Origin of the sequence: Rhizobium sp. BR 315 (assembly GCF_050577975.1) — a bacterium.
Lineage (GTDB): Bacteria > Pseudomonadota > Alphaproteobacteria > Rhizobiales > Rhizobiaceae > Rhizobium > Rhizobium miluonense.
Genome location: NZ_JARWKZ010000134.1, coordinates 1 through 1,163, shown reverse-complemented (window position 1 = coordinate 1,163; position 1,163 = coordinate 1). Strand labels below are relative to the sequence as shown.

Sequence of the window (1,163 nt, the reverse complement as noted above, 5' to 3'; positions counted from 1 at the left end):
ATACGGCGTCTCACTGATCAGAACCCATTTGCCCAAGGCTTTCGTCCGATTGACATGATGCGCCAAGGCTGGCTTTCGAGCTTTCGCCATGCATCGCAGCAATGATCGACGATGTCGTCGTAGGATTTGAAGATACGGTTCGACAGCCAGTTCTCGCGCATGAAGTGCCAGAGGTTTTCGACTGGGTTCAGCTCTGGCGATTTCGGCGGCAGTGGCAGGATGGTGATGTTGGTGGGTACGACCAGATTGCCAGACATATGCCATCCGGCCTGATCCATGATGACGATGGCGTGGGCATCTTCGGCAATGTGGCGGGCGATTTCGGCCAGATGCTGCGTCATGGCATGTGTGTCGCACCAAGGCATGACGAGTGCGGCGGCCTTGCCGAGCTTGGGACAGATCGCACCGAAGATGTAGGCTGATCTGGTTCTCTGATCGTGCGGCGCACATGGCCTCGAACCGCGCCTGGCCCATCGGCGCGTGATCTTGTTCTTCTGGCCGATGCGGGCCTCGTCCTGGAACCAAATTTCTAGGCTTTTACCTTTGGCGACGCCGGYGGCAATTTCCGCCACTGCGGTAGGGAAATTTTTTTAAACTCGTCAATGGCTTCCGGGTCTTGCGCATGATGCTTGGGTCGTGTTGCGAGCTTGCGATACCCCAAGGCGCGCACCTCACGGCTCAACGTTTGTTCGCTGACCGAGACGCGGAACTCTTCCCATAGCCATTGAGCAAGATCGCGCAACCGCCAGCGAACGACACCATCAAGATAGGGCGTCGGCCCTCGCTCAATAACTTGCGCCAGCGCTGCTCGCTGATCATCGTTTAATCGCGGCTGCTTGCCGGGTGCCTTGCCACTGATCAGCCCAGCAGGACCGCGCTCGTTGAAACGCATGACCCAGTCCCGAACAATCTGGAGCGTGATATTGCCCAGGCGGGCGGCGTCTGAACGAGAGCCGCCATCATAGATGACGGCAAGCGCTAAAAGTCGCCGGGCTTGAGCGGCATCCTTACTCTGGCGCGCCAGACGGCGCAGACGCTCGCCATCAAAATCTTCTCGCAATGAAATCGCTGAACCCATCGCAGCAAACCTCCCGTTTGCCACAGAGATTCAGATTCATCCCCTCTTGGGAAGCCCGTGAGTCAGATTTATCGAGACGCCGTAT

1 protein-coding gene is annotated in these 1,163 nt (G+C 57.7%); it reads right to left on the bottom strand.

Going from position 1 to position 1,163, the window contains the following annotated elements; translation table 11 throughout:
• Window positions 1-17 precede the first annotated feature (17 nt).
• A protein-coding gene (locus QD409_RS35355) for an IS630 family transposase (protein WP_430765027.1) occupies window positions 18-1,078 on the bottom strand; the annotation gives its coding sequence in 2 pieces (ribosomal slippage) (window positions 18-586 and window positions 586-1,078; 1,062 coding nt in all).
• Window positions 1,079-1,163: the final 85 nt, after the last annotated feature.